Genomic DNA, 17804 nt, shown 5'->3' with positions numbered 1-17804 from the left:
TATGTCTCCGGATTGGGGGCGACCCGGCGACAACGGGTGTCGCCGGTTGTTGAGGTCAGCTGACGGTCACGTCGACGGCATGGGCGCGCCAGCCGTTGTTGCCATAGCCGCGTTCATTCGGCGGAAAGGTCTCGGGCTGGCTATCGCCCGCTTCGTTAGTGGCGCGGCTTGCCAGCATATGTGTGCCTTCGGACAGTTCTGTGATCATCACGAAGGGCCGCCAGGCATATGGGCCAAGGTCCGGGCCAAGAAACTGTGCCTCTGCCCAGTTTTGCCCGCCGTCGGTCGACACCTCGATCTTGTCCAGACCGCTGACTCCCCCCATGGCGACGCCGTGGATCTGCACCTTACCCGTCGCCGCATCCATCAGAGGCCCAGTGATCCAAGACTTGACGACCATTTCGTACATTGACGGCTGCGAGGGATCGCCCTTTTCCCCCACAGGGCGCACGCGGTAGCTTGTTTGCTGGATCTTATTGGGCGATTCCTCGACCGTCATTGCCAGACGCTTGATATACTTGACGTTGTTCACGCCGTAGTACCCCGGAATGACCAGCCGCAGGGGGCCGCCATGGGCAAGCGGCAAAGGCTCACCGTTCATCTCCCACGCCAGGATCGCCTGATCCATCGCTGCCTTTGGAACCGATCGTTCAACCTGAATTGTCTCGGGTGGCAGGCCGTCCGGGATCTCTTCGCCACCCGTACCGGTCAGGAACACGGCGTCCGCATCCGCGCCGCCCATCGCCTCGATCACCGCGCGCACCGGCACGCCGGTCCAGACCACATTGCCCGCGGCCCCGACCGACCATTGCGAGCCGCTGGTTTCATGGTCGAAAAAGGCGCGTCCGTTCCCCGAGCATTGCAGCACACAGACCACCGTTTCGACGCCGAGCGTCTTCATGTCGCCCACGGTCATCTTTCCCGGGTTCGCGACCCCGTTGATCTCGATTTCCCACGTATCGCGGTCGGCCACAATATCTTCGGACGGTGCGGGCAGGTTGTTGCGGATGTAGAGCTCGTCGCTCGGCGTGATTAGTTCAGTCCCCTGTACCGCGCGCTTGGTTTCAAGCGTCTGCTTCGAATGGATGATGAAATCGTCGGGGTCCTTCCAGGCCACGTACTCGGGCAGCGGATCGGTCGCGTTCTGCGCCGTTACCGAACCGCCGACCGCAGCCGCGGCCATTGTTCCGGCCGAGCCGATCAGAAAGTGGCGACGCTTCACTTGTGTCTGGATGTTCATTGCTTTCCTCCCATGGTTCAAGGCACCGCATTCCATGGCATACAGCACCCGTATGACTGAGAGGCGTCCGGCTGACTGTCTTTATTCCCGCCACCCGCAAAAAAAATCGACCACGCGTGTGGCCGATTTCCTGAGTTCCGGTTTTCAAGAGTGGATCAGCGACGCCAGCCTTCGGTCGCCATGAGTTCCTGCGCCTCCTCGGTGACGAGGAAATCGAGAAATTGCTGTGCCTCCGGGTCGGCATCGGGCGACAGCACGACGTTCACGTCGCGGTAGATTACCCGTTCCTCGGCAAGCTCAACCATGTCCAGGTCATCCTTGGTGATCGGCCAGTTGGGCCATGTGATCCAGGCGTCGGCATCACCGCCCGAAATGACACCATACGAAGCACCGGACCCGAGCGCATAAGCCACGATGTTGCGGCGCAGGGCGGCGATGTCGTCAAGGCTGCCCAATCGCCCTGCCACATCTTCCCATGTGCCGGTGCCCGAGGTGTTGTAGACCCCTGCGCCCTCGGTCACCACGACCCGCACCCCGTTGGCCAAAAGGTCATCGAAGCCTTCGATGCCCAGCGGGTTGCCGGCCTTCACCGCGATCACCGTCGGACGCAAATAAATCGGCTCGACCTTTGCCGGATCGAAGGCGGTATATGTCAGCAGGAACGCCGTCATCGACTGCTCCGACGTGCCCCAGAGAATATCCGCATCGGCCTGGGCATCAGCGGTCCATTTTGACTCCGGGCCCGCGATCACTTCGACCTTGGTGCCGGTCTGCTCTTCAAATACGGCCGCGACCTTCCGGAACGCCGTGTGCGGTCCGCCAGCGCCGTAAAGCTTCACGACGCCGTCCTTCGGCGCGTGTTCGATGGATGGATCATTGAAGGGTGTATCCCCGCGCCGATCGGCGGCGATGTCTGCAAAGGCCGGCGCGGCGGCAAGGATCGTGGTGGCAAGAAGCGTTGTCAGTCGCATGGTATCTCCTGTCAGGTCGTGTATCGACCACCTCCGGTCGAGTTGGTCTTCACAGGACTGACGGACCGACATCCAGTACCCTTCCCTATTTTATGTTCACGCCTCCGTGAGGTCATGTCGGCGCGCCGGCATCCTCGAATTGCGCCTGCAGCAGATGCGCAATGTCCAGAAGGCGCGCGCGGGGCAGAGCGCCGGTCAGGGCATAGGCGAACTCGGTATCGCTCCAGTAGAACGCCTGCTCGGTGGCCGTTTCGGCAAATCGGAAGCTCGGGTCATTGTCGCTTCCTCGCCGCAGATAGAGCGTCAGGCGCTGACCGTTGCCATCTTCATACATCAATTGTGCCGCTGGTTCGGTGGGCGAGGGGAGGAGCCGCCCACCGACCAACGACAGGCCCGCGACACGCAGGTCGGGGATAACAAATGGACGTCCCAGCCGATTGGTCAGCCAGGTGGCCAGATGGCCCTTGTTGTCGGCTCCGACCTCGACCGGGTGCGCCACTTCGACAACGAAGGTGCGATGTGCGGCGAAGGCTTCGGCCACAAGGCCCGGCGTCGGTTGCGGAGCTGTGTCGGGGCGCAGGACCCAACCTGCCGCACCGCCGACAATCAGCGCCATCGCAACCGACGCAGCCCATGCAAAAGGCATGTGTCTGCGCGGGTCATTAGCCGGAAGCGCCCCCATTGGTTGATCGCTAACCAACCCCGCAAAGGCACGGCCCAGATCGCGGGCGATAGCCATGTCAGCCTCCACCCGGCGCGCGGCATCTGGTGTGTCGTTCAGATAGGCTTCGACCTGGCTTCTCCGATCAGGCGTCAGAGCGTCGTCCACATAGGCGACAAGATCTTCTTCACGAATATCCTTTAGCGCGCTCGTCATGTCACGCTCCTTAGTTTGGGGGCGGCCTCATCTGTTGCCTCGCGCAAAGCGGCGCGGGCCCGGCTCACGCGGCTCAGGATCGTGCCTTCGGGCACGCCAAGAATCTGAGCGGCCTCGCGGTAGGTGAAGCCTTCGATGCTGACCAGTATCAAAGCCGCCCGCTGATCGTCGGGCAGAGACATGACGCGCGCCAGCAGCCGGTTCAACTCGACGTGGTTTTCCTGTGTCGGCGGTATCTCTGGCGGAGATGTCATGGTCTCAAGAGAATCCGTCTGACGTCGTTTCGCGCCCCGCCACCCGTCGACATGCAGGTTGCGCATCATCGTGAAGAGCCAGGCCCGAAGCGGCACGCCTTCGCGCCGCAGCGTCCACTTCCGCAAGGCACGTTCCATGCAATCCTGCACGAGGTCATCGGCGGTGTGCACGTCACGGGTCAGCGTGATCGCGTACCGCTTCATGGCGTCGGCCTCTTGGGCAAGGGCGTGGTGGGTCGGCATGGTGCCTCCGCTTGGATGCATTCACCAAAGTGACGCCTGAGCCTGCCGGTTTATTCCCAGAAATCTTTTCCAGAATATAGATCACGGGTTCGTGAACAAAAACTTGGGAAGGTTTTCGAGCGGACAGGCGTGAACCTTGCAAGCTCCGCCCAAAGCGGCGCTCCGACCGAATTCAAAGGAGAGTTCTAATGAACACCACGAAGAAGATTATCGCCACAATCGCGGCCCTGACCGCCACCGCGTCCGTCGCCCTGGCTGACGGCCATGCGTCGAATGCGCTCGAAACCGCAGAACAGGAACTGAGTCACGCCGTCGTGGTCAAGTCCGTGACCGCCGCCGCAGATGGCTGGGTCGTGATCCACGCAATCAAGGACGGCAAGCCCGTCGTGCCGGCCTCGATCGGCCATACTTATGTCAAGGCCGGCATGACCGAGAACGTCTATGTGCCGCTGACCGGTGAATATGATGGCGACAAGGTCATCGCGATGCTTCACGTCGATGATGGCGAACTCGGCGTCTATGAATTCGGGCCCGAGAGCACAGCGAACGACAAGCCGGTGGTCGTCGATGGTGGCCCATTGGTCAGCCCGATCTCGATCGACGACTGAACCTCTCACGGTCGGGTGCTCTTCGGATCGCCCGGCCAGATCGTTTTTTGGAGGTACAATATGTCGAACCAGGAACCGGACTTCGAGAAATCGAAACGATGGCATTGGATCCCTTTGGCGGGCATGGCGGCGGCCGTCGCATTTGCGCTGTTTGCCGCGCTCTATGAAGATGCCTCGGAGCCGCTACCGAACGACGCCACAAAAGACATCGAACATTCGGAATAGAAACGTTTGCAGCCATTTATGGCGATAAGAGTGTGATTGGATTGTAGCCATAGACGCCCCCGATCTATGCGGATGTCCGATTCCAAATGATTGAATGAGGGCGAAATGACCGAAACAGTACTTCCTGAAAATACCGCCGAACAAAACGCGCCCCGGTCTCCTTGGGCCGGACTTGCGCTGACGGGCGCAATTGCAATGGCTGCATTCGGTTTGCGCTATCTTCCCGGCTTGAATCTGTTATCTCCGTTGATCCTGGCCATTCTGATCGGGATGGCTGTGCATAATCTGATCGGAACCCCCGCCGCCGCAAAACCCGGTGTGACATTCAGCCTGAAAAAGATACTGCGTGCCGGTATCATACTGCTCGGGCTGCAGCTGACCTTTGCACAGGTCGCCGCCGTGGGCTGGGTCGGCGTCGGCGTTATTGTGGCCACGCTCGTTGCTACTTTCTTCTTCACCAAATGGCTGGGCCGTCAACTCGGGCTTGACGCGAAACTGACAGAGCTGATAGCGGCGGGCACATCCATCTGCGGCGCTTCGGCGGTGATCGCGACGAACACCGTGACCCGCGGAAGCGACGAAGACGTGGCCTATGCGGTTGCCTGCGTGACCGTATTCGGCTCGCTTTCTATGGTCCTCATCCCGGTCGCCGAAACGTTCCTGCAGCTTGGGCCGCACGCCTACGGCCTCTGGACCGGAGCCTCGATCCATGAAGTTGCGCAGGTCGTTGCCGCCGCCTTCCAGCAGGGCGAAGAGGCGGGGCATTTCGGAACAATCGCGAAGCTGACACGCGTCATGATGCTGGCGCCGATGGTGCTGATCCTCGGCTATTTTGCCGCGAAGCAAGCCAACGGAAAACAGGCCGGGGGCGCACCCATTCCTTGGTTTGTGCTTGGCTTTGTCGGCATGGTCGGAATTGCCTCGACCGGTTGGGTGCCACAAGTCGTGGAGCCGTGGACAACAGGCCTCACGCAGTTTCTGCTTGCGATGGCGCTGGCGGCAATGGGGCTGGAGACTGACATCCGAAAGTTGGCGGCGGAAGGCGTGCGTCCCGCATTGCTCGGGGCCGCATCCTGGATTTTCATCGTATTGCTCAGCCTGTCGCTTGTGTCCGTCGTCAGAACATTTGGCGCAACTCTGGGCGTAGATTAGCGGAGAGCGGGCCTCGTCTGCGGGATGATGTTATGCGGCGAGCTTGCGGTGCTGCAAGCGCCGATATTCGAGGGTCTGTCGTTTGATCCTTTCACGCTGCTTGAGGATGGCCGGCGCCCTGCCGAAGTAGGCGTCGGCGGGCGTCACGTTGTTCAGGCTCTCGTGGTAGCGCTGGTGGTTGTAGTGCTCGACGAAGGCCTCGATCTGGGCCTCGAGGTCGCCGGGCAGGAAGTAGTTTTCGAGCAAGATGCGGTTCTTCAGGGTCTGGTGCCAGCGCTCGATCTTGCCCTGGGTCTGGGGATGACACGGGGCGCCGCGGACATGGCTCATCTTCCGAGCCTCTATGTAGTCCGCCAGTTCGCCAGCGATGTAGCTGGGGCCATTGTCCGATAGCAGCCTGGGCTTGTGCAGCACCGTGGCGCTGTCGCAGCCCGAGGCGGCGAGTGCGAGGTCCAGCGTGTCGGTCACGTCCTCGGCCCGCATGTTGGTGCATAGCTTCCAGGCGATGATGTAGCGCGAGAAGTCGTCAAGCACCGTCGACAGGTACATCCAGCCCCACCCGATGATCTTGAAGTAGGTGAAGTCGGTCTGCCACATCTCGTTCGGCCGCGTGGTCTCGGTATGGAACTGATCGGCCGCCTTGATCACCGTATAAGCCGGGCTCGTGATCAGGTCATGGGCCTTGAGCAACCGGTAAACCGTTGCTTCCGACACGAAGTAGTGTTTTTCATCGATGAAGCGCACAGCCAGTTCGCGTGGGCTTAGGTCGGTCGCCTCCAACGCCATCTCGACGATCTGGTCCTGGATATCCTTGCCGATGCGGTTCCAGACCCGGCTCGGCGCCGAAGGTTTGTCCGCCAGCGCTTCCGGCCCGCCTTCGAGGTAGCGATCATACCACCGATAGAAGGTCCGGCGGGCAATGCCGAGTTGGTCCAGCGTACGCTTGGCCGGCAGATGCGACTGCGCGACGATCCGGATGATCTCAAGCTTCTCGGATGCGGGATACCTCATTCGTCGTCGCCCCCATCCGCGATCATGCTTTTTTTAAGCAAGCGGTTTTCCAGCGTCAGGTCCGCCACGCACTCCTTCAGCGCACGGGCTTCGCGGCGCAAGTCCTGTACGTCACCGGTGGTCGCGGCGCGGGCGGTGTCTCCGGCCAAGCGGCGTTTGCCGGCTTCCATGAACTCCTTGGACCAGCTGTAATACAGGCTCTGCGCAATCCCTTCCTTACGGCACAGCTCGGCGATGCTGTCGTCACCGCGCAAGCCTTCCAGCACGATCCGGATCTTGTCCTCGGCAGAGAAATGGCGACGGGTCTGACGCCGGATGTCTTTGACCACTCGCTCTGCAGGAGGCTTGGTCGGCGATTTTGTATTGGATGGTTTGGGCTTCATCTTCGTTCCTTCGTCACTGCGACGAAGCCCAAACCATCCTTAAATCACAACCTCAAATCTGTGCCATAGGCGCTGACGGGGGACATACCGGCGCTACCGTGGCCTAATTTGCAACCGCCCTATACACCTTATCCCTCTGCGCTTAGGGCACGGGTCCATCGTGCACCTTCTTGGATGCCTGCACCACTTACGAAAATGTAAGGTAACGCCATGCTTTTCGAGATTCGACTATTTGCGGCCTATAGCGCGGGAACGGTCGGTAGGTCCAAATCGGCAAAAATCGGCAGGTGATCCGAGCCCTTTCGCGCATCATCATCCAGCATCCGGCCGATCGAAACCGTTCGAATGTCATGCGAATGCGCAATACGATCCAGTGCGAAGACGGGCCGACGGCTGTGGTAGGTCGGTCCGGCATCCCGTATGTGGTAATCTCGCGCCATTCGACCCAGACCAATGCGAAGCGACCTTTCGTTAAAGTCACCCAGTACGACTGTGGGTTTCTTCGTCTTTTCGCTTGCCGCCTTCAGCGCAGAAAGCTGGCGTCTGCGGGTGCCACGCAACAGGCCGAGGTGAATGCCGAAGACCCGGAGCATGCCAAGATCGGTCACCAGACTGACGGATACCCCGCCGCGTGGTTCTCCTCCCTTCAGATCGAAATGGGACCGGTCGAGGATTTCGAAGTCGGGACGGATCAGCAAGGCATTCCCGTGCCACCCCAGGCTGTTGCGTCCATGATCAAAAGCGACCGGAACTAGGCCTGTAGATGCAAAAATCTGATCTCGGTCGAGCACGGGTTCGCGTGGCGGCAGCCGCCGGTCCGCCTCCTGCAAAGCAACGATGTCTGCCGATAACGAGCTGATAATCCGCAAAATGCGCTCGGGGTCGCGGCGACGATCGGTGCCGACCGCCTTGCGCATGTTGTAGGACGCCACCCGGATCGTCTGCGTCACAGAACCGGCGCTCCAAGCCGAAACACGCCTTCGACGATCCGCATCGGCAGCGATGCCTCGCTGACACCCAATTCGCAATTCTTGCTCTTCGCAAGATACCAGTCTTCGATTTGTCTGACTGTTGGCGCGTCGTGGCAGAATAGCGCAAGCTCGAAGTTGAGCAGTAGCGACCGGACGTCAAAATTCGCGGACCCGGCCCAGGCGACATCGTCGATCAGTCCGGCCTTAGCATGAAGCATACCTGCGGTGAACCTGTTTATCTTGACACCAATTGCCTGAAGCTCGCGCAGATAGGGGCCACGGGCGAAATCGGCTGTGCGCTGGTTTGATATATCCGGCAGCAGGAGACGCACATCGACGCCGCGGCGTGCCGCTGACGCAAGCGCGGCCTGCAGTTCTTCGGTTGGTACGAAATACGGCGTTGCGACCCAAACCCGCGCACGGCTCCGATGGATCAATGTCACTAACCCGTCATGCAATACGTCTTCCGGTTCGTCAGGACCGGAGGGGACAACCTGCAAGACCGCGGTGCCCCCTGTCGTCTCGGCGCGATGCAAATCTCCGCTCACTGCCCTGCCGGTGACATCCCAGTCGGAGGCGAAGACGTCGATGAAAGGCTGCACAGCAGGCCCGGTGACGGTAAAGCTCAGATCAGTCCAGACATCCGGGCCGGTCCCGAGGTATTCCGCCCCGACATTGCGCCCGCCTGTCCAGACCCGCGCGCGGTCGGCAATCACCAATTTGCGGTGGTTGCGCAGATTGAGGTGCCCGTTGTCGGGTGGGTGTAGAAACGGAGAGAAATAGCGGACCTCTCCGCCCGCTGCCCGCAGCGCATCAAGCGCACGGTGCGGCCTGCGCAAGGTGCCGAGGCGGTCGATGTTCAACCGCACCTTCACGCCCGCTTTTGCCTTTGTGGTCAGTTTCTCGACGAAACGTTCCCCAACGGGATCGGGCGCCACAATGTAGAACAGGATATCAAGTGTTTCTTGCGCCCCGTTGATCAACTCATCGAGCGCGGCCCGCGCGGTGTCGGCAGTGTCGAGAAGGGTCAGCGTGTTGCCACCGGTCGGTTGCGGCGCACCCATCTGGCGCAACAGATCAGCGGCAGGGGCGTCAACCGTTCCCGCGTCAAAGTTCGTGAACTGGATGGCGGGGAAGCGAGAGCCTTGTTTTCGGAACCCCAGCATCAGGAACAGCGGGATAGCCACGTAGGGCAGGATCAGCATGAACAGAATCCAGGCCGCCGCGGATTGCGGAGTCCGGCGCTGCTGTAGAACGAAGACTATGGCGACTGCGACCACAAGGACGCCGACGACAATCAATCCGTGTTGTGTGAGCCAATGCAGCGTTCGTCTCCGTTCTATTTCTAGCCCGTGGTGTGGGCCTAGGCGGGTTACTCGGATCAGGATGGACCTTTAGCCGAGCGCGGTGGTCAATCAAAAAGCCATCCGCCCTCGTGCTTTTCCTGGGTCGGCGGGCTGAAAACGGCGTCGTAAGCAATCTGCTCGAAACGGGTCAGAAGCTCCGGTTTGTCCTGTCCACCAAGATCAGCTGTTTGAAGATACTGGCAGTAGGCCGCAATCATTATGTTGGCGACTTCAGCGTCCTGTGTGCCAGACAGGTCCTGTTTCAACCTGTTCGCAATCGGATGGATATCGCCACCCACAGCAACGGTCGAACCGATCGTGCCCCCGAGTTTGTCGATTGAAATCCCGTCGGCCGCTCCCCCAGCGGCAGCAAGGACTTCTGACGGGACGGGGCAGTCGAGAGGGGTCGCGAGGGCGATGCCCGGCACCATCAGGGCTGTCACGGTCGAGAGAATGAGTTGTCTGATCATCGATTTGATTCCCGGATTGATTGTATGTGCCTAAAGCATGACCGTGACCGCGCGTTTGTCACTTTACAGATACGCAAGGTTCTGAACCGCAGAGACGGTTCAGCCGCCCATGGCCATTTGCCGTGACAGGCTCGCCATGATCCACAAGCTGCCGCCGGCCATGATGCCGGCGATCAAGGCAGTTAGGGCCAGCGCCAGCAGATTTTCCCGTGGTGTGTGGGTCAGATCGATATGCAGGAAATATCGCAGGTGCACGACGATCTGTGCGACGGCAAAGAAGGCAATCAGCGCGTCTGTCCAAGGTCTGGACAGGCCGCCGAAAAGAACAAGTGAAAAGGGAATTGCCGTCAGCACGAGAGCCAGCAAATAGCCCGTCAGATAGCTGCTTCGTTCGGCGCGGTGTCGTTTGATATCGGTCATGGTACAAGCGCCGGAAGATAGACGATGGAATAGATCGCGACCCAGACGAGCCCGACGAGATGCCAGAACATCGCTAGCCGCTCGACGTTTGCGGCAAGATGTGGATCGGCAGGCGAAACGAGGCTGCGGCAGGTCACGACGGCCATCCACAAAAGCCCTATTGCGACGTGCAACCCGTGGGTGCCGACAAGCGTAAAATAGGCAGATAGAAACCCGCTTCGTCCCGGCCCCGCTTCGTCGCCGATCAGCGCCCTGAACTCATCGAACTCGATGAGAAGAAAGGCAAGGCCGAGCGCAAAGCTAAGGCCTGTCCAGAGCACGAAGCGCCCTGTGTCGTTGTCGCGGAAAGAAAGGGTTGCAAAGCCGAAGGTCAGGCTGCTGGTCAGCAACAGCCCGGTATAAGTTGCCGTTTTGCCCAGCGAAAAGAGTGCCGCGCCCGCCGCCGGTCCACCGTCCGTCGCGGGAGCCATGACGGCATATGTCGCAAAGAGCAGTGCGAAGATCACCACGTCTCCCATGAGGAACAGCCAAAAGCCGAAGGCCTGCTCGGAGGTGGTATCGTGGTGCGCTGTCATTGGGCGGGCTCGGCCGCAAGTTCGTGCCGGTGATCACTCAGCGGATCGCCGTCCCATCGCGATCCGCTTGCGGCCTCCTTGCGCCATCTGGCATCCGCTGCGGCAATGCGTTCTTGCGGCACGGTCACCTCCTCCAGTGGGCGCAGGGATATCAGTATGATCGCGACGACAAGTCCGATGACTGCGGCGACCGCCAGCCACCACATCCACCAGACCACGCCGAAACCCAGCGCGAAGGCCAATCCGCCAATGATGATGCCCCACAAAGTGCCCCTCGGGAGGTGGATCGCCTCGATAGGTCTCGCATCGGCATAGGCTATCCCGCGCGCCTTGCTGCGCCAGAATGCGTCGCGCCCGTCAACCTGCGGTGGGTGCGCGAAATTCCAGGCGGGTGCGGGGGATGGGGTTGCCCATTCCAGAGTGCGCCCATTCCAGGGGTCGCCGGTCGGATCGCGCAAGGCGACGCGGTCACGAATGCTGACCCTCAGCTGAATGATCTGGCAGATGATCCCGCAAAGTACCAGGACCGCGCCAACCGCCGCCAGCACCAGCCAGGGCTGCCATTGGGGCACGTCGTAGCTCTGCATCCGCCGCACCATCCCCTTCAGGCCCAGCCAGTAGAGCGGCGTGAACGCGACCCAAAAGCCTGTCGCCCAGAAAAATACCGCCCGCCGCCCCCAGCGGTCATCGAGCCGGAACCCGAAAGCCTTCGGAAACCAGTAGGTGTATCCCGCGAAGAACCCGAAGAGCGCGCCGGGCACCAGCATGTTGTGGAAATGGGCGACAAGGAAGGTGGAGTTGTGCAGCACGTAGTCCACCGCCGGCACAGCCAGCATCACGCCTGTCATTCCGCCGATGGTGAACGAGATCAGGAAGGCGAGCGTCCACAGCATCGGCTGCTCGAACCGAACCCGCCCGCCCCACATCGTCAAGATCCAGTCGAAGATCTTAACCCCGGTCGGCACGGCGATGATCATGGTCGTGATCCCGAAAAAGGCGTTGACGCTCGCCCCCGATCCCATCGTGAAAAAGTGGTGCAGCCAAGTGGTGAAGGCAAGAATGGCGATCACCATCGTCGCCCAGACCAGCGAGGCATAGCCGAAGAGCCGCTTGGTCGAGAATGTTGCGACCACCTCTGAAAACACACCGAAGGCCGGCAGGATCAGGATGTAGACTTCCGGGTGCCCCCACATCCAGATGATATTGGCGAACTGCATAGGATTACCGCCGCCGTCATTGGTAAAAAAGTGCATCCCCAGATTGCGATCGAGGCCCAGAAGGGCGGCCGCGACGGTCAGGGCGGGGAAGGCCAAGACGATTAGGATCGAGGCGCAGAGCGCCGTCCAGGTGAACATCGGCAGACGCATCCAGGTCATCCCCGGGGCGCGACGCTTGACGATGGTGACGATGAAATTGATCCCCGTCAGCGTCGTACCGACACCGCTGACCAGCAGCGCCCAAATCCAGTAATCCACGCCCGTATCGGGGCTGAACTCCCGCTCGGAGAGCGGCGGATAGCCCGTCCAGCCCGCTTGGCTGAACTTGCCCAACACCAGTGAAATCAGCACCAGCCCGGCGCCCGCGGCGGTCAGCCAAAAGCTGATATTGTTGAGTCGCGGAAAGGCGACATCGCGCGCGCCGATCTGGAGTGGCACGACGAAGTTCATTAGCCCTGTCAGGAATGGCATCGCCATGAAGAGGATCATGATCGTGCCGTGCGCCGAGAAGATCTGATCGTAATGTTCCGGCGGCAAGTAACCACCATCGTTCAGGCCGAAAGCCTGCTGTGCCCGCATCATCAGCGCATCGACGAAACCGCGCAGCAGCAGGACAAGTGCGAGCACCACATACATGATGCCGAGCTTCTTGTGGTCGGTTGATGTCAGCCAGTCTCGCCAGAGCATCGGGAGTGACCGCGTCCAGAGTACGATCGCGACCACGGCAACTCCCGCCAGTACTGTGACAGCGGCACCTGCGAATGCGATCGGGCTGTAGAAGGGCAGAGCGCCGTAATCCAGCCGCCCGTACAGAGTGGACCAGTCCATCATGGATGTCGCCTCTCTTGCACGATCTTGACGGGAGAGGCGTAGCGGTCGAGCACGGTTTCGAAAAGGCCCGCTGGATAGCTTCCGAAAATTTCCGGATCGGCCGGGCCTGAACGGCGCAGATCTCTGAGGGCGCCATCGCCTAAGGCCGGTTCTGACCGGGCGGCCGCGACCCATTGTTCAAAGTCGTCCGGTGGAAGGGCCTGCACACGGAAGTGCTGGTTTACGAACCCATCACCGTTGTAAAGCGCATTGCGGCCTTCCAGCACCGCAGGTTCCAGCGCTTCCAGGTTCAGAACCGTGACCATTCCGGCCATTGCATAGATCTGTCCACCGAGCGCCGGAACCATCAACGCCGACATCGTGGCGTCCGACGTCATGCGCAGCCGGATAGGGCGACCGACCGGGAAAACCAGTGTGTTGACGCTGGCAATTCCCTCCTCAGGATAAAGAAAGAGGTATTTCCAGTCGTAGGAGATAACCTCGACCTCGATCGGCGGCTCGTCACCGATGGGTCGTGTCGGATCGAGGGCACGGGTGCTGGTCAGAACCAGCAGGCCAATCGCGATGACGATTGCTGAGGGCAGCCCCCAGATTGCCAGTTCCAGCGGGCGTGATCCGTCCGCATCAGGTGTATGCCGTCCTACCGGCGTGCGCGCCCGAAACCGCCATGCGATGATGCCTATGGCGAGCACAACCACGACAAGAACCGGCAGCATGAGGAACAGTGTCTCCTTCAGCAGCGCAAGTTCACTGGCCGCGACGGGCCCCACTGGTTCCAGAAGGGACCCTTGCGCCAGAAGGTTGGCTGGAAAGGTCGAAATCAATGCAGTGCCTGCGAAGCGCAAGGGAGATATTCCGAGGTGCATAACGTCAGACCATAGGCGATACTGTCCGGACATTGCACCTTACGAATTTTTCAAGTTTCTGCGCTTGCTACCATGCGCGGTGGTAAGCGATCTTTCTGAGGAGGCCGGTTCCGAATACGGACCGACCCAGAGAATGCTCGAGGGGCACACTTCTTGACCACCGCATCGAGGAAGCAATTAGATCATGTTTCCTGATCTGGACCACGCGGATAGATGTTGATTGGTGGGCTTCTTGAGACAATTGGACATTGCTTTAGGAGTTGGTGATGGGTGATTTGGAAGCCTACGAGGTCAGAGAGGTCCTCGGGTATTTCGAGAATGCCAAAGCGTTCGAGATGGCGACCGAACGACTACTGGACAGCGGGATCCATCGGGATGCGATTCACTTGATGGCAAGCCACGACGCTGTGAACAAGAAGCTCAGCCATGTTTACGGCAAAGCCAAAAAAGACCTTGAGGATGAGCAGCTTCCTGAACCCATTTTCGAGGATGCCAAGAGCCTTAAAACCGACAAGGCGCTTGCCCTCGGTGTTCCGGCCTATATTGGCGGCGCTGGTGCGGGTCTGGCCGTCGTCGCAAGTGGAGGCACGATCGCATTCGCTGCTTTGGCCGCCGCCGCCTGCGCCTCTGCCGGGGCAGGTGTCGGGACTTTGCTGCGGGGGTTCATTGGCCGGCACCATGCAAAATTTCTTGAAGAGCAACTGTCGTTTGGGCATCTGGTCATATCGGTCGACGTGAGCCGCCCTGAGCGTGAACCGGCAATAATCGCAATTCTGAAAGAGGCGGGTGCCCATTCGACATCCGCCCACACCGTCACGAGGTATGAACAGTTCGACGAGCATCCCCTTGAGTTTTTCGACCCGTACACGTTTCAGGATCGCGTTGATTTTGGAAGATATTGAGAAGCGGAGTAGGGAACGGGTTTGACCACAATCGCATTGGCTCTTGGCGCGGGTGGCGCGCGAGGCCTCGCACATATTCACGTTCTGGAAGCATTCGAAGACCTTGGAGTCTCACCCAGCATGATCGCCGGCACTTCGATCGGATCGATCATCGGATGTGCCAGATGCGCCGGAATGTCTGGCGCCGAGATCAAAGACTTTGTCCTCGACCGCGTCAGCAATCGTCGACGGTTGCTCAGCGATGTATTCCGGACGCGGCCGGCCAATCTGGAGACGTTTTTCGAGGAAGGTGGCTTACGGATCGCGGAGCTAAATCTGGAACGCATTCTTGGTGTCTTTCTGCCACCTGAATTGCCACCACGGTTCGAAGACCTGAAGATCCCTCTGAAGATCGCCGCCACGGATTACTTTGAACAATCGACCACGGTATTCGAGTCCGGACATTTGCTGCCGGCGATGGCTGCGTCGTCGGCGATCCCAGCAGTTTTTCTGCCGGTGGAGTTTGGCGGGCACTTCTATATTGACGGCAGCGCGACGAACCCGTGCCCGCTGGACCTCGTTCAGGGCAGGGCTGATCACGTCGTCGCCGTCGATGTCTCGGGCGGCACACAGGGCCAGGCGTTTGGGCGACCGAACAAGATCGATGCTGTTTACGCTTCCAACCAGTTGATGCAGATGTCCATCGTAAAGCATACGGCAGCGAAATTTCCTGAAACATTATTGCTGCGCCCGCCGGTGGACAATTTTCGCTCGCTCGATTTCTTGCACGCGCGGCAAATATTGGAGGAGACGAAGCCGCTTCGCGAGAAAGCCAAGGTCGAAATCAGTCGTTTGCTGGACGATCCGCCTACAGACGGCCGTAAACAATTAACATAAACTTCATTATGCGTACAAACGCTATTTCGTGTCATGGTGTATTGACGGCAACCACCACTCGCCCTAGTAGCATCCGCAACACCAAGTACCCGGAACTGCATGCAAATTGGTCCTCTATCTCTAAGCACCGATTTTCGACTTTTCTGCTCCCTCACCTCCGAATGTAACATATATCGCGTGGCGATATTTCGTGCATCGTGCCCGTTTCGCGGGCATGAACTTGCGGGACCGTGTAGCATTGAACATACAGGACTTGAGACGCGCCCGCGGCCTCAGCCAGGAAGCGCTTGCTCATCAGGCCAACGTAAGCCGCGGTCACATGGGCAGGCTCGAGAACTCGAAATTTGCGGCCTCCCTCGACCTTCTCGAACGCATCGCCAAGGCGCTCAATGTCGATCCCGAAGAGCTCTTCGCGAGGCGTTAATCCGCTTCCTGAGGCTTTGATCCCGCCGCAATTTCAAAAGTCAAAACGGCAAGAACGGTACGAGTAGCGCGGGTACATGGCGAAGAAAAAGACAGGCTGGCCCTTCCAGGAAGGGTTTATCATCGACGGAATGAACGAAACCCATGTGTTTACCGACTACCGCTGGGATGATGGAAGCGTGAGCCGCCGCCAGTTTGTGGATCCATGCAGTTACGACCATACACTTGTCGTAGTACGGACAGTTTCACTCAAGCTTCCGGACAGCCACGATTAGTAGGAGAACCACTCCGAGTGGCGCATGTTGCCCTCGTAGTCGCCGTATTCGACCATGATGCTGCGGGAATAGAAGTACCAAAGGCCACCGCCGCTTGGATAGGCGATCTCCTGACCGCTTTCCGAGATGAATGTCGCGGGCCAGGGCGTGTGGGATCCGTAGACCCGCTGGATGTAACTGCAGGTCCGATTCTCGCGATCGCAGGAGCGGATCGACCAATCCCACTGTCGCGGCTCGTCGCGCGGCTCGTAGGAGCGCCCGGTGAACCAGATCACATGGGTCCGATTCAGCCACTCGTATTCAGGCAAGTTGGTGTCGAGCTCGCCCTCCCCGCCCGGCCCGCCCAGCTCGACCGGCACATGGGCAAAGGTGCAGACCCCGAAGGGCGGCAGGCTCGGCCAGGGCGTGATACGGCGGATCATGGTGCGATAGGCCCGTGCACAGACTGCGCTCGGGGGGAAGCCGCCAGCCATGCAGAGCATGATGGCGCAGTCGATGTCATAGGCCTGCGCCTTCTCAGGGGCTCCGAACACCGCCATCACCCCCATTGCAGCTGCCATCGCCTGTCGTCTCATGTCGCTCTCCCGCAAAAGTTGCGGCAACTATCGTGCAATATGTTATTATCTGCAATATGTCGTATTGACTCCATATGACTTTATGGCCTTAGTGTCGTGAAGTAGAAGGGCTCTCGTGGGGAGAGTCCGAACATGCCGATAGCGCGCAACCAGATCCTGATCACCATCGATGGTGTCAAAGACCTGTCCGAACAGGGCATAGCGTTCCGCTGCCGGTATGAACTCGTGGGGTTCACGGACGATGGCAAGCCGCGCTACCAGTGCATCTACCTGCGCGAGGGCGAGCCGGAAGCCATTCTGGTCTCGACCCGGATCACCCCGCACGGGCCAGAGCCGCGGTATTTCAACATATGGCCGGGGCTCTTCAAACATCATCTCGAGTTCGGTGACGGGCGCGATCTGCGCTTTGGTCCTGACTACAGCATCACCCTCGAGGAGCGCGGCTGACGTCATCGCTTTCGGGCGTGATGGGGCGGCCCGGACCTCTGGCTGGACGTTTCATGGCGCGCGGCCTGCGTGGGTGGGGCTGAGTGATAGCGCTGAGGCCGGGGTGGTTCTTGCCTCGCTGGATGCCACACCGCCGTCTGGCCGCGACGACATCCTCTCCCTGATCCGCACGACTGCTGACCGGCACCAGGGGAACCGTGCCCTGCGGCAGGTCGGCCTCGATGAGGACGACTGGCTGGTCCTTTTCCAAGCGCTGGTCGAGGCCGAAAGCAGCTACAATCCGACTGCCGTGAGCCCCAAGGGTGCCTACGGTCTTGGCCAGCTGATGCCAGACACGGCCCGCAGCCTCGGAGTCGATCCGCGCGATCCCTCCCAGAACCTCGACGGCGCCGCGCGCTACCTGCTCGCACAACTCGGAGCGTTCAAGGACATCGACCTGGCGCTGGCAGCCTATAATGCCGGGCCACACCGCGTGGTCGAATATTCCGGTGTCCCGCCTTTCACCGAGACCCGCGACTACATCGCGCGCATCCATCGGATCCGGTCCCGGCTGGCAGGCACACCTGTTTCCACGCCGGACACTCACGTCGCGGACCGGGTTCCAGTCCGCGCGCCGGTCCTCATTGAACTTCAGTAAAACAAGGGA

General features: G+C 60.1%; 22 protein-coding genes. 9 read left to right on the top strand and 13 right to left on the bottom strand.

All coding sequences use genetic code 11. The annotated features are described in order from the left end of the window. Positions 1-55: 55 nt before the first annotated feature. From B6V73_RS18075 to B6V73_RS18060, 4 genes are all read right to left on the bottom strand, one after another. On the bottom strand, positions 56-1240 hold the full coding sequence (locus B6V73_RS18075) for a molybdopterin-dependent oxidoreductase (RefSeq protein WP_088726029.1): 1185 nt from the start codon (positions 1238-1240) through the stop codon (positions 56-58). A 155-nt stretch (positions 1241-1395) separates the two neighbouring features. Next, on the bottom strand, positions 1396-2211 hold the full coding sequence (locus tag B6V73_RS18070; RefSeq protein WP_088726028.1) for an extracellular solute-binding protein: 816 nt from the start codon (positions 2209-2211) through the stop codon (positions 1396-1398). A gap of 112 nt (positions 2212-2323) precedes the next feature. Beyond that, positions 2324-3088, bottom strand: coding sequence for an anti-sigma factor (locus tag B6V73_RS18065; RefSeq protein ID WP_088726027.1), 765 nt, complete (start codon positions 3086-3088; stop codon positions 2324-2326). After that, on the bottom strand, positions 3085-3585 hold the full coding sequence (locus B6V73_RS18060) for a sigma-70 family RNA polymerase sigma factor (RefSeq protein WP_088726026.1): 501 nt from the start codon (positions 3583-3585) through the stop codon (positions 3085-3087). Before B6V73_RS18060 ends, B6V73_RS18065 begins: the two co-directional genes overlap by 4 nt. 188 nt (positions 3586-3773) lie before the next feature. Here B6V73_RS18060 and B6V73_RS18055 point away from each other — a divergent pair, with 188 nt between their 5' ends. The 3 genes from B6V73_RS18055 (at position 3774) to B6V73_RS18050 (ending at position 5570) form a co-directional block, all read left to right on the top strand. Then, entirely contained in the window at positions 3774-4193 is a 420-nt protein-coding gene (locus B6V73_RS18055; protein WP_088726025.1) for a hypothetical protein, read from the top strand. Between the two features lie 60 nt (positions 4194-4253). Then, positions 4254-4418 (top strand): hypothetical protein, encoded by a 165-nt coding sequence (locus B6V73_RS20885; RefSeq protein WP_168174935.1) that lies wholly within the window; start codon positions 4254-4256, stop codon positions 4416-4418. A 105-nt stretch (positions 4419-4523) separates the two neighbouring features. After that, the gene (locus B6V73_RS18050) at positions 4524-5570 is read left to right on the top strand and encodes a YeiH family protein (RefSeq protein WP_088726024.1); all 1047 of its coding nucleotides are present in this window, start codon (positions 4524-4526) and stop codon (positions 5568-5570) included. 30 nt (positions 5571-5600) lie between these two features. Here the strand turns inward: B6V73_RS18050 and B6V73_RS18045 are convergent. The 8 genes from B6V73_RS18045 to B6V73_RS18005 all read right to left on the bottom strand — a co-directional run bounded on the left by B6V73_RS18045 (position 5601) and on the right by B6V73_RS18005 (position 13639). Beyond that, a protein-coding gene (locus B6V73_RS18045) for an IS3 family transposase (RefSeq protein WP_240504177.1) occupies positions 5601-6964 on the bottom strand; the annotation gives its coding sequence in 2 pieces (ribosomal slippage) (positions 5601-6614 and positions 6617-6964; 1362 coding nt in all). A 239-nt stretch (positions 6965-7203) separates the two neighbouring features. Further along, positions 7204-7914, bottom strand: coding sequence for an endonuclease/exonuclease/phosphatase family protein (locus B6V73_RS18035; protein ID WP_088726022.1), 711 nt, complete (start codon positions 7912-7914; stop codon positions 7204-7206). Beyond that, positions 7911-9215, bottom strand: a complete 1305-nt coding sequence (locus tag B6V73_RS18030) for a phospholipase D-like domain-containing protein (protein WP_346426033.1) — start codon at positions 9213-9215, stop codon at positions 7911-7913. Before B6V73_RS18030 ends, B6V73_RS18035 begins: the two co-directional genes overlap by 4 nt. 131 nt (positions 9216-9346) lie before the next feature. Next, a complete protein-coding gene (locus B6V73_RS18025; protein WP_088726020.1) occupies positions 9347-9751 on the bottom strand; it encodes a hypothetical protein in 405 nt (134 codons plus the stop codon). 99 nt (positions 9752-9850) lie between these two features. Next, the gene (cyoD, locus tag B6V73_RS18020; protein WP_088726019.1) at positions 9851-10171 is read right to left on the bottom strand and encodes a cytochrome o ubiquinol oxidase subunit IV; all 321 of its coding nucleotides are present in this window, start codon (positions 10169-10171) and stop codon (positions 9851-9853) included. Next, positions 10168-10746, bottom strand: coding sequence for a cytochrome c oxidase subunit 3 (locus B6V73_RS18015; RefSeq protein WP_088726018.1), 579 nt, complete (start codon positions 10744-10746; stop codon positions 10168-10170). The genes cyoD and B6V73_RS18015 overlap by 4 nt, the downstream gene beginning before the upstream one ends. Next, the gene (locus B6V73_RS18010; protein WP_240504175.1) at positions 10743-12794 is read right to left on the bottom strand and encodes a cbb3-type cytochrome c oxidase subunit I; all 2052 of its coding nucleotides are present in this window, start codon (positions 12792-12794) and stop codon (positions 10743-10745) included. Before B6V73_RS18010 ends, B6V73_RS18015 begins: the two co-directional genes overlap by 4 nt. Continuing rightward, positions 12791-13639: a cytochrome ubiquinol oxidase subunit II gene (locus tag B6V73_RS18005; protein ID WP_143597942.1), complete on the bottom strand. Its 849-nt coding sequence runs from the start codon at positions 13637-13639 to the stop codon at positions 12791-12793. The genes B6V73_RS18010 and B6V73_RS18005 overlap by 4 nt, the downstream gene beginning before the upstream one ends. A 287-nt stretch (positions 13640-13926) precedes the next feature. On the opposite strand from B6V73_RS18005, the gene B6V73_RS18000 reads away from it, so the two are divergent. The 4 genes from B6V73_RS18000 to B6V73_RS17985 all read left to right on the top strand — a co-directional run bounded on the left by B6V73_RS18000 (position 13927) and on the right by B6V73_RS17985 (position 16136). Further along, positions 13927-14562: a hypothetical protein gene (locus B6V73_RS18000; RefSeq protein WP_088726016.1), complete on the top strand. Its 636-nt coding sequence runs from the start codon at positions 13927-13929 to the stop codon at positions 14560-14562. Positions 14563-14583: 21 nt separating this feature from the next. Then, positions 14584-15438: a patatin-like phospholipase family protein gene (locus B6V73_RS17995; RefSeq protein WP_088726015.1), complete on the top strand. Its 855-nt coding sequence runs from the start codon at positions 14584-14586 to the stop codon at positions 15436-15438. Positions 15439-15691: 253 nt separating this feature from the next. Next, the gene (locus B6V73_RS17990; RefSeq protein ID WP_240504174.1) at positions 15692-15862 is read left to right on the top strand and encodes a helix-turn-helix transcriptional regulator; all 171 of its coding nucleotides are present in this window, start codon (positions 15692-15694) and stop codon (positions 15860-15862) included. Between the two features lie 76 nt (positions 15863-15938). Next, positions 15939-16136 carry a hypothetical protein gene (locus B6V73_RS17985; protein ID WP_088726013.1) on the top strand — a complete coding sequence of 66 codons (198 nt, stop codon included), beginning with the start codon at positions 15939-15941 and terminating at the stop codon, positions 16134-16136. Here B6V73_RS17985 and B6V73_RS17980 read toward each other — a convergent pair. After that, positions 16133-16711, bottom strand: a complete 579-nt coding sequence (locus B6V73_RS17980) for a hypothetical protein (RefSeq protein ID WP_088726012.1) — start codon at positions 16709-16711, stop codon at positions 16133-16135. The genes B6V73_RS17985 and B6V73_RS17980 overlap by 4 nt on opposite strands. A gap of 132 nt (positions 16712-16843) precedes the next feature. Here B6V73_RS17980 and B6V73_RS17975 point away from each other — a divergent pair, with 132 nt between their 5' ends. Continuing rightward, the gene (locus tag B6V73_RS17975) at positions 16844-17158 is read left to right on the top strand and encodes a hypothetical protein (protein WP_007120603.1); all 315 of its coding nucleotides are present in this window, start codon (positions 16844-16846) and stop codon (positions 17156-17158) included. Positions 17159-17261: 103 nt separating this feature from the next. Further along, positions 17262-17795 (top strand): lytic transglycosylase domain-containing protein, encoded by a 534-nt coding sequence (locus B6V73_RS17970; RefSeq protein ID WP_168174934.1) that lies wholly within the window; start codon positions 17262-17264, stop codon positions 17793-17795. Positions 17796-17804 lie beyond the last annotated feature (9 nt).

The sequence above is a fragment of the Thioclava sp. JM3 genome, from assembly GCF_002213185.1.
In the GTDB taxonomy this organism is placed as follows: Bacteria; Pseudomonadota; Alphaproteobacteria; order Rhodobacterales; family Rhodobacteraceae; genus Thioclava; species Thioclava nitratireducens.
This window is presented reverse-complemented; position numbering and strand designations above follow the sequence as displayed.

What these genes read in the sequence shown, in the direction of transcription:
- B6V73_RS18075 (WP_088726029.1), bottom strand. Translation starts at nt 1,240, where the DNA reads ATGAACATCCAGACACAAGTGAAGCGTCGCCACTTTCTGATCGGCTCG.
- B6V73_RS17975 (WP_007120603.1), top strand. Translation starts at nt 16,844, where the DNA reads ATGCCGATAGCGCGCAACCAGATCCTGATCACCATCGATGGTGTCAAA.
- B6V73_RS18000 (WP_088726016.1), top strand. Translation starts at nt 13,927, where the DNA reads ATGGGTGATTTGGAAGCCTACGAGGTCAGAGAGGTCCTCGGGTATTTC.
- B6V73_RS18055 (WP_088726025.1), top strand. Translation starts at nt 3,774, where the DNA reads ATGAACACCACGAAGAAGATTATCGCCACAATCGCGGCCCTGACCGCC.
- B6V73_RS17980 (WP_088726012.1), bottom strand. Translation starts at nt 16,711, where the DNA reads ATGAGACGACAGGCGATGGCAGCTGCAATGGGGGTGATGGCGGTGTTC.
- B6V73_RS18070 (WP_088726028.1), bottom strand. Translation starts at nt 2,211, where the DNA reads ATGCGACTGACAACGCTTCTTGCCACCACGATCCTTGCCGCCGCGCCG.
- B6V73_RS18015 (WP_088726018.1), bottom strand. Translation starts at nt 10,746, where the DNA reads ATGACAGCGCACCACGATACCACCTCCGAGCAGGCCTTCGGCTTTTGG.
- B6V73_RS18050 (WP_088726024.1), top strand. Translation starts at nt 4,524, where the DNA reads ATGACCGAAACAGTACTTCCTGAAAATACCGCCGAACAAAACGCGCCC.
- B6V73_RS20885 (WP_168174935.1), top strand. Translation starts at nt 4,254, where the DNA reads ATGTCGAACCAGGAACCGGACTTCGAGAAATCGAAACGATGGCATTGG.
- cyoD (WP_088726019.1), bottom strand. Translation starts at nt 10,171, where the DNA reads ATGACCGATATCAAACGACACCGCGCCGAACGAAGCAGCTATCTGACG.
- B6V73_RS18025 (WP_088726020.1), bottom strand. Translation starts at nt 9,751, where the DNA reads ATGATCAGACAACTCATTCTCTCGACCGTGACAGCCCTGATGGTGCCG.
- B6V73_RS17985 (WP_088726013.1), top strand. Translation starts at nt 15,939, where the DNA reads ATGGCGAAGAAAAAGACAGGCTGGCCCTTCCAGGAAGGGTTTATCATC.
- B6V73_RS18010 (WP_240504175.1), bottom strand. Translation starts at nt 12,794, where the DNA reads ATGATGGACTGGTCCACTCTGTACGGGCGGCTGGATTACGGCGCTCTG.
- B6V73_RS18065 (WP_088726027.1), bottom strand. Translation starts at nt 3,088, where the DNA reads ATGACGAGCGCGCTAAAGGATATTCGTGAAGAAGATCTTGTCGCCTAT.
- B6V73_RS18060 (WP_088726026.1), bottom strand. Translation starts at nt 3,585, where the DNA reads ATGCCGACCCACCACGCCCTTGCCCAAGAGGCCGACGCCATGAAGCGG.